Raw genomic sequence first — 7572 nt, forward strand, 5'->3', positions numbered from 1 at the left:
GTCAACTAATGATATATAATAAAGATATCAGAAAGGAGGTGCAAGGAAGTGGAGGAACGAAGTATCCTAGTGATACTGGGGATAATAGCAACAATCCTTACAATCTTAGAGAAAATCCTCAGTATTATAGAAAAAGCTCAAAATCGCAAACCACGCGGCAAACGTAGTAAAAAGCGAAAATGAGCCTCGGGGGGAGGGAAACCTCCCCACTACTAAATATAGTATACACCACTTCCTGAAATTATAAAATGAAAAAAATTATTAAAAGTGGTCTTATGTTCTGGGTGTTTGTTGGATTATATCTCTTTGTAAGAGAATGGCCAAACGGAAGTACTTGGCAAACTGTTCTCGATGTATTAGCTACAATTGCTATCTTCCTTGCCTTAGTTGATATGTTTATGGGAAAGGAGTCGTCCTAATAATTATGTATCAATTTAATGATCGGGAATCGTTAGTTGAGTTTCTCCAAGAGGAATTAATGACCACAAATGAAGCGAAAGAGTACTTAGGAGTCTCAAGACAATACCTAAACGTTATATGTAACAAAGGTAAGCTTAAATTTGTCAAAGATTCAGGGACGACAAAGTTATTTCTTAAAAGTGATTTAGATTTGTATAAACAAAATAATGCTAGATGATAAAATAACTGGCTCGCGCCAGTTATTTTATTTCAATCGTGTTCAAGGGTATCTAAGAATTGGTACCCTATACGATCAATAACTTGTCTTATTTGTTTCTGCGCATTGTTATGCAATTTATCCATCCACAGTGAATATGCTTTAATAAAAATATCAGCTGTTTTTTCTAATACTATATTATTAGTTTTGTTTCGTATTTTGGAATATTGAATAGATTTTCTGTAGAAGTAGAAATACTTTTCAGATGCTAGATTTATTGCCTTACGTTCACTTTCATTCATATCTTTCTCAAATACTAAAACAACAACAGAAGCAAGCACTTTTGGGATTTTCATCTCTTTTGATAAAGCAGAACGGTGATTGCCACCACTCAAAACTATTAGTTTGCCATTTGGAAGAAAGCCTAGATGAAAGTCAGTAACATGAACATTCTGCCAACCTTCCTTATTGACTATCTTTTTAAGTCTTTCATACTTACTAGGTGATAACTCTCTACTTAAAGCAATAATATCTTGGGGGTTTATATAGACGTTTCTTTTTAAATAGTAAGTATGATAAGGGCCTAACTCTTCAAGTAACTTCTCATCATCTATCCATTCCAACCCGTTTCCTCCTCTAATCATAATCTTCAATTAATCATTTTTGATAACTTCCTTGCTAGTACAATTATATTGTTATGCACAATAAGAAATTTCTACTAAACTACTAAGAATAATAAAAATAGAAGTTTTCAGTTGCTCTATTCTAAAGTTGCAAGAGTTGCAAAGGGAAATTACCGGAGTTATAACGAGAACATACGTTCTAATTATAAGAGGTGATTAAATGAACAATTATAAAATATATAACATAGATTGTGTCCATGGGTCCAAAGAACAAATACCAGAGGAATCAGTAGATCTTATTATTGCTGATCCACCATTTAATCTTGCATTTGGAGGAACTACTCAAACGAAAACAGGTAAACCCAGATTTAGTATTACACAAAATGATAATCTGGAGTTTAAAGAATATATGAGATTTACCTTAAAATGGCTAAATGAGGCATATCGAATACTAAAAAAGCGAAGACATATTTATGTGTTTATTGATTGGAGGATGTATGCCTACTTATCCTTATGGATGAAAAGGGCAGGCTTTATAATCAAAAATTTAATTGTTTGGGATAAGCAACATATTGGTCTTGGACATCACTATCGATTTCAGCACGAATTTCTAATCTTTGCTGTTAAATCAAAAGACAAGAACAGAAGGACCAAGTGCAGGTCGACATCTGATATTTGGAGAATACCTAAAATATCAAACCATAAATTAACGCATCCTTATGAGAAACCAGTAGAACTGATGGACAAAATTATTATCAATAGTACTGAAGAATCTGAATTAGTTGTAGACTTTTTTGCTGGCTGCGGTACGGTTTTAAGCGCTTGTATAAACAACAATAGGGACTGTATAGCATTTGAAATAGACAGCTATTTCTATGATTTAATGAAACGGAAATTTCCTGAACTTGAATAATAATAAATAACCTCGCCATAATGACGAGGTTATTCTGGTGATTTTTGCATTTCTAGCAAAAAATAATATTAGATTCTATTGGAGTGATTGTATGAAGATTCTAACAAGTGAAGAAAACGATAAGATTCTATTTTCAGTACTAATTCCATACATTATCGAAAAGCTAGAAAAAGATAAAATATTGTTAGAAGAGACTTCTGCATTAAAATTTGGCAAGGCTTATCTAGAATTATTAGATAGTGTAATCAGTGCTAGCTCAAAAGAACGTTCGCAGTATCGTATATTCATGAGAGAAAATAACATTCGAATAGTTGATAGTAAGATTTGCTCTGATGGTGTATATATAGGTGTAAAATATAATGGATATCTATTTAGACATCACTATGACCGATACGTTATAAGAAATAGAGTAAACGAGTACGTTAATCAAAAAGTTAGTGCATCATCTTTCTAATCCCATAAGAATATTCTTGCTTCGTAACATGTTCATTTAATACTGCTACTGGAACTATCCCCAGACTTATTACTGCCAGAGATAACAAACTGATAGCAGCTTGAGCTATTGGGATTGGTAACATATCAACACGCTCCTTTTTATTGAGTAAACTTAATCAGTTTATTTAAGACATCAATCACGACCCCTAGGACCAATCCTAAGGCTATGAAGAATGAAACTGTACCTACTAGATTCTTAATACTAGCTTTATTGAAAGCCCCTAACACTAGCATTGCAACCCAAGCAACAAAACCAAGAGCTAAAAGAGCAAATAGAATCCATCCATTCCCGTCGGTAAATGTCTTTTGCACTATAAAGCCCCAAGTCATACAAATCTCCTCCTCAATTCATCGTAATCAAAAATTTGAAATTCTAAGCCGTGCTTATTTTCTTTAAACAATCGTTTTTCGATACTTTTTTTACGATGAGTTGTTATAAGTATAGTTGGGAATCCCTCTGTGCGTTTAATCCAACTTTGCTTGATGTCCTTATAGTTCTCATAAAGCTTGTTGTATTTGACTACTTTGTCAAAATCGTTATGCGAGATATCTGCTTCGATAAAGTAATGCCTATAATTCTTTTCTTTGTCATTATATATCTCAACGAAACAGTCACATCGCAAAATATCATAATCATCCTCGTAAGATGCCATAGTAACCATTTCATAACCTAGCTTCTCGGATAAAAGCTTAATTATTATCCAATTGGTGGCCACTATATGGGCAGCCTGGAGAATGTTTTTCTTTGCGTTATACCAATAGATATACGGCTCGTCAAAAGATACACGTTTTCTTTGTAATATATTTTCTTTGACCAGGTATTTCAGTCTACGCTGTGCAAGTCGCTTGCTTGTTTTAGTACCTCCAAATATTAAATGCGCGATCTGATCCGTCGATAGAAATCCCCACCGCTTGACATACTCGACTATCTTATTGTCTCGGGCGAAGCATTTTTTGTGGTTGGTCATTTTCGTTACTGTCAAAGATAATCACCCTTTCGCGTTTATTCGGTACTAGCGACATAATTTTTTTAGGATCCATAAATAATGTTTGTACTTCGATCTCATCATCCCACTGGAATATTCCGCGACCGCGAATAGCCGGAATATTCACACCGTTGGCATTATTAAGAATCATCTTACTGTCTTCACCACTTTTCACTCGAAAACACATACGAGCATCGCACAACGATCGTGTTTCAGTAAAAGTACCGTCGCGGAAAGTCTTTGCAGAAGGCTTTTGAGTACCAAGGACTCCTGTGAAACCGGAATTTCTACCTAATCGCAAAACACGATTTAATAACAATTGGCTATCTTTGTTTTGGAGTTCGGTCAACTCATCAACTGCAAAGAACAAAAATGGTGGTTGGCCCTCGAGGCCGTGAATCTTAACTTCCCCTATTTCCGACAACCATTGATTTCTTCTGTCCAATTCTTCATTCATTTTATATAGGACTTCGTTGGCCTTTGATTCATCGGTTACAAGTAGTCCATGGTCACGCATATACATGCTATACTCAGTTTTTTTAAAATCAAAAACGGTAATGTAGCAATTAGCTCTAGAGACTAACAGAGATGTCAAAATAACGTGTATAAAGTTGCTTTTCCCAGCATCCGGAACTCCACCTACTAACATAAACGGAAAACGAGCCAAATCACGAATCAGCAAACCTTTAGCACTATATCCAACGGGGAAGGGGAGAAACCCTTTTGCATTTTCGTAATCAAAATCAAATGGATACATTGTTTGAATTGGTTCAGTTAATACTTTCATATGAATGGAACACCCTTTCTTTTCGACGTAGACATCATAGCCTAATGCGTCACTGAAATAGTCAAGCTTATCTTTAAATGTTTTAAAATTGCATCCTGGAGGAATTGATAATATAAAATGGCTTTCATTGATTGCCTTAATAATAAGTGGCTTCGTTTCTTTATATAAAATATCGATTGTATCCTCTACAATAGCTCTAATACGATTGCTGGTTCTGTACCTCCAAAGATTTACAACAAATCTAGCTGCATTCTCGGCCGTGCTATCCTTCTTCATCATTTCCCTCCTAACCATGAAGGCTTAAGACTTTCAACGAATACTTTAATTGAATCAGCAATGCTTATTGTTACGATTATCAACGTCTCAAAAGCTAAGAACGCTGCTAGCAGAACCACTAGGTATGCTACATTTCTTTGTCTCATTGCAAAACACACAACCGACGTAACAACAGCCAATACAATGTCATGAAGTAGCTTGGTTAACATCACCCACCTTCTTTCTTAAATAGACTCGCTATACGCTCTGAGGCTTCTAGCAACTCTCCTAGAACCAATCCCAAACTTATAAATACAATCAATATTGATACTAAGCTTGCAATGTCTTTTTTCTTGAACTCATCGAGTGAAAAGACAATGAACTGCCCAATAACGACCACGCTTATAATCTGCAAAAAAACCAAAATTTCACGCCCCTTTCGTCGCTCTAATCTTCGATTTTCGCTCCTATTCCGCAATCTATAAACTTGAAAAATGCTTATAAAGTAAGGATTTGTACAAGCAATGACAAGCTGTAGCAGAATATTCACTGTGGTATTCGCGCGGTGTATGTAGCGTATATGCAGGGAAGTATGAGTTAGTCAGTGACACTTGTTGTTCGTTGATAAAAATATATGTAAAACTAATTTTCTATATGACAATATATTTTCCAAATGTAAAATAAAAAAGAGTAGCTTTTTAAAATAGCTACTCTGGCCAAATATGTTCGATTTTTCTATCTACAGCTTTACTAATAGCCTTTGCTACTGAAAGTCTAGTATCTTCACCGTTTAATATATTTCCTAGCTGTTGTCGAGTTATTCCAACTTGATCTGCAAGCCATTGTCTTGAATTTGGAAGTTTATCGCGTTTTCTTTCAGCCAATATCACAATTAGATTACACTTCATCCGATCACCCCAAGTTAGGCTATTCGCTATTACTTTTGTCGAATCCTTTAGCGAAAAACATCTAGTTTTGTCATGTACTGTAACACTGAAAATGGGTACTTTTCAAACTACAAATATTAGTTCTATAATGTATGAAATATAACCTTGAAAAATTTTTAGTGGAGGTCCATACATCTTGAATTCCCGCCAACTCAATAACAATATATGGAACAAATGGTTAGGAGCCTTTCGGAGGTTTATATACTTTTGAAAGGCTTATTTTTTAAACCAAATTACCATATCTAATAGCATGATTTGTCGAATCTTGACAAGTTTTGTCGATAGGAAGGATAAGGATTATGAGTGTCGAATGAATTTAAGAATTAAAATGGTAATGAAATGATTGTAGTTGAAGAAAATGGAAAAAAGATTTACAAATTGCACATTGGAGGTATTACCATGAAAAAAATTATTGGGTTACTATGCACCGTTATAATCACGGTCTTATCAGCGTCGTTCGCTGGCGCACAGGATATAAACATAACTTTGAATGGGGTGTTAATGGATTTCCCACAGCCTAAGCCCTATATTGGAGATGAGGGACGTGTATTAGTACCTGTGCGGTTTATATCCGAGACAATGGGCGCAGAGGTGAATTGGGACGCTGAGGCTAAGGAGGTAAGTATTACCTATGAGGGGAATACTGTAGTATTCACTCCATACAGTTGGGCTACTCATGTGATCAAAAATGGTGAAAAAATAGAAATTGGTACACGTGCTAGTAATAGGTTTGGTCGTGTTTATGTACCTTTGCGTTTTGTATCGGAAATGTTAGAAGCAGACGTAGAGTGGGAATCTTCTACGAAAACGGTGCATATATCTAAAGAAAGTTTAAATGTAAATCAATTAACGTTACCTGAAAACAGAGGTTTGACAATGAACACGCCTACAACGGATTTTCAACCAACAAAGCCGGGGGTACTTCCCCCCTCAGCTTTACCTAAAGAATATCCGAAAGACTGGGATGAGCGTCAAAAAGCAGTTGGAAAGGTACAAGAAGAGCATTATTACTATGCCGACAGAGTGCTTGAGAAAATAAAATTAAAAGATGACACACTTATAGTCTATTTTCCGGAACTATCTAATGGGTATTATTACAGGGCAAGTTATTTACTTATAAAGAAGGATGATAGTAAAGAAAATGTCTTTATTTTTAACGAAGACCCAGGATGGGAAGGTGCAGTGGTTATAGATAAAGACGGAATAGTAAAAATTAAGAATGTGTCGAACTATAAGACGGTGTCATTGTGGTTAGCGGTTTCGCAAGAAAAAGATGGCAAGTACACAGGTATATTAGGGAATAGCATGCTTTTACTTCCGGACTTTTCTGTTATACGGGACAGTTTTGTAGGGTATATTGGCGACTACCATAAGTAGGCGGTTATCGCATGAAATGGCAAAATAAAGTTGCCAAGACTTAAAAATAGTGATAAATTCGCTTATCAAGAGGCAACTTTGAGCATAATACAAGGCATCAGCCCCAAAAATGATAATACATATAAATGTCAACATAAACATGTACACTTTTGACTGTTTAAGAATGTACAGTTTTACTAATTATCTCGTTCCAGATGGTCCTTAATTCGGTAAGAATCACCAATAATATTAACTACCGTTGCATGGTGGAGGACACGATCCAAAATTGCATTTGCTATCTTAGGATCTTGGAATACCTCGTCCCAGGATTTAAAACCAACATTCGTTGTTAAAATCGTACTTTTCTTTTCATATCTCATATCAATGAGTTGAAAGAAGAGTTTGGCATCTTCTTTATCGATTGGTAAATAGCCAATTTCATCAATAATTAAAAGCTTGTATTTTGTATAGTGTTTTAAGCGACTTTCTAAGCGGTTCTCTAATTTTGCCCGCTTTAAATGTAAGAGCAAATCATTGCATTTAATGAAATAGGTGCTCGTTCGCTTTTTTGCTGCTGCAATTCCAATTGAGGTA

General features: G+C 35.2%; 15 protein-coding genes. 6 read left to right on the forward strand and 9 right to left on the reverse strand.

The window, feature by feature from the left end; genetic code table 11:
* Positions 1–48 precede the first annotated feature (48 nt).
* From BHU72_RS16380 to BHU72_RS16505, 3 genes are all read left to right on the forward strand, one after another.
* Complete coding sequence (locus tag BHU72_RS16380) at positions 49–183, forward strand: hypothetical protein (RefSeq protein ID WP_301553492.1); 135 nt, start codon at positions 49–51, stop codon at positions 181–183.
* 65 nt (positions 184–248) lie between these two features.
* Positions 249–419 (forward strand): hypothetical protein, encoded by a 171-nt coding sequence (locus BHU72_RS15830; RefSeq protein WP_176720415.1) that lies wholly within the window; start codon positions 249–251, stop codon positions 417–419.
* A 59-nt stretch (positions 420–478) separates the two neighbouring features.
* Complete coding sequence (locus BHU72_RS16505) at positions 479–637, forward strand: helix-turn-helix domain-containing protein (protein WP_367114459.1); 159 nt, start codon at positions 479–481, stop codon at positions 635–637.
* Between the two features lie 32 nt (positions 638–669).
* On the opposite strand, the gene BHU72_RS05395 is transcribed toward BHU72_RS16505, so the two are convergent.
* A complete protein-coding gene (locus BHU72_RS05395; protein ID WP_069701623.1) occupies positions 670–1239 on the reverse strand; it encodes a hypothetical protein in 570 nt (189 codons plus the stop codon).
* Between the two features lie 220 nt (positions 1240–1459).
* Between BHU72_RS05395 and BHU72_RS05400 the strand changes: the two genes are divergently transcribed.
* Positions 1460–2152: a DNA-methyltransferase gene (locus BHU72_RS05400; RefSeq protein ID WP_069701624.1), complete on the forward strand. Its 693-nt coding sequence runs from the start codon at positions 1460–1462 to the stop codon at positions 2150–2152.
* Between the two features lie 91 nt (positions 2153–2243).
* Positions 2244–2606, forward strand: a complete 363-nt coding sequence (locus tag BHU72_RS05405; protein WP_069701625.1) for a YhjD family protein — start codon at positions 2244–2246, stop codon at positions 2604–2606.
* Here the strand turns inward: BHU72_RS05405 and BHU72_RS15835 are convergent.
* From BHU72_RS15835 to BHU72_RS05435, 7 genes are all read right to left on the reverse strand, one after another.
* Positions 2587–2730: a hypothetical protein gene (locus tag BHU72_RS15835; RefSeq protein ID WP_176720416.1), complete on the reverse strand. Its 144-nt coding sequence runs from the start codon at positions 2728–2730 to the stop codon at positions 2587–2589. The two genes, BHU72_RS05405 and BHU72_RS15835, sit on opposite strands and share 20 nt — an antisense overlap.
* 16 nt (positions 2731–2746) lie before the next feature.
* Positions 2747–2977 (reverse strand): hypothetical protein, encoded by a 231-nt coding sequence (locus BHU72_RS05410; protein WP_069701626.1) that lies wholly within the window; start codon positions 2975–2977, stop codon positions 2747–2749.
* Complete coding sequence (locus BHU72_RS05415) at positions 2974–3630, reverse strand: hypothetical protein (RefSeq protein WP_069701627.1); 657 nt, start codon at positions 3628–3630, stop codon at positions 2974–2976. Before BHU72_RS05415 ends, BHU72_RS05410 begins: the two co-directional genes overlap by 4 nt.
* Positions 3578–4696, reverse strand: a complete 1119-nt coding sequence (locus BHU72_RS05420) for an FtsK/SpoIIIE domain-containing protein (protein WP_069701628.1) — start codon at positions 4694–4696, stop codon at positions 3578–3580. Before BHU72_RS05420 ends, BHU72_RS05415 begins: the two co-directional genes overlap by 53 nt.
* Positions 4696–4905, reverse strand: a complete 210-nt coding sequence (locus BHU72_RS05425) for a hypothetical protein (protein WP_069701629.1) — start codon at positions 4903–4905, stop codon at positions 4696–4698. The genes BHU72_RS05420 and BHU72_RS05425 overlap by 1 nt, the downstream gene beginning before the upstream one ends.
* Positions 4905–5099, reverse strand: a complete 195-nt coding sequence (locus BHU72_RS05430) for a hypothetical protein (protein WP_069701630.1) — start codon at positions 5097–5099, stop codon at positions 4905–4907. The genes BHU72_RS05425 and BHU72_RS05430 overlap by 1 nt, the downstream gene beginning before the upstream one ends.
* 283 nt (positions 5100–5382) lie before the next feature.
* On the reverse strand, positions 5383–5583 hold the full coding sequence (locus tag BHU72_RS05435; protein WP_069701631.1) for a helix-turn-helix transcriptional regulator: 201 nt from the start codon (positions 5581–5583) through the stop codon (positions 5383–5385).
* Between the two features lie 438 nt (positions 5584–6021).
* Here BHU72_RS05435 and BHU72_RS05440 point away from each other — a divergent pair, with 438 nt between their 5' ends.
* Positions 6022–6999, forward strand: coding sequence for a copper amine oxidase N-terminal domain-containing protein (locus tag BHU72_RS05440; RefSeq protein ID WP_069701632.1), 978 nt, complete (start codon positions 6022–6024; stop codon positions 6997–6999).
* A 176-nt stretch (positions 7000–7175) separates the two neighbouring features.
* On the opposite strand, the gene BHU72_RS05445 is transcribed toward BHU72_RS05440, so the two are convergent.
* A partial coding sequence (locus BHU72_RS05445; RefSeq protein ID WP_176720417.1) for an ATP-binding protein occupies positions 7176–7572 on the reverse strand: 397 nt, incomplete at its 5' end.

The organism is Desulfuribacillus stibiiarsenatis (genome assembly GCF_001742305.1).
GTDB lineage: Bacteria > Bacillota > Bacilli > Desulfuribacillales > Desulfuribacillaceae > Desulfuribacillus_A > Desulfuribacillus_A stibiiarsenatis.

Excerpts from the sequence above, each read along its gene's own strand:
- BHU72_RS05435 (WP_069701631.1), bottom strand. The coding sequence starts at position 5,583 with ATGAAGTGTAATCTAATTGTGATATTGGCTGAAAGAAAACGCGATAAA.
- BHU72_RS05425 (WP_069701629.1), bottom strand. The coding sequence starts at position 4,905 with ATGTTAACCAAGCTACTTCATGACATTGTATTGGCTGTTGTTACGTCG.
- BHU72_RS15835 (WP_176720416.1), bottom strand. The coding sequence starts at position 2,730 with ATGTTACCAATCCCAATAGCTCAAGCTGCTATCAGTTTGTTATCTCTG.
- BHU72_RS15830 (WP_176720415.1), top strand. The coding sequence starts at position 249 with ATGAAAAAAATTATTAAAAGTGGTCTTATGTTCTGGGTGTTTGTTGGA.
- BHU72_RS05400 (WP_069701624.1), top strand. The coding sequence starts at position 1,460 with ATGAACAATTATAAAATATATAACATAGATTGTGTCCATGGGTCCAAA.
- BHU72_RS05410 (WP_069701626.1), bottom strand. The coding sequence starts at position 2,977 with ATGACTTGGGGCTTTATAGTGCAAAAGACATTTACCGACGGGAATGGA.
- BHU72_RS05440 (WP_069701632.1), top strand. The coding sequence starts at position 6,022 with ATGAAAAAAATTATTGGGTTACTATGCACCGTTATAATCACGGTCTTA.
- BHU72_RS05420 (WP_069701628.1), bottom strand. The coding sequence starts at position 4,696 with ATGAAGAAGGATAGCACGGCCGAGAATGCAGCTAGATTTGTTGTAAAT.
- BHU72_RS05405 (WP_069701625.1), top strand. The coding sequence starts at position 2,244 with ATGAAGATTCTAACAAGTGAAGAAAACGATAAGATTCTATTTTCAGTA.
- BHU72_RS16505 (WP_367114459.1), top strand. The coding sequence starts at position 479 with ATGACCACAAATGAAGCGAAAGAGTACTTAGGAGTCTCAAGACAATAC.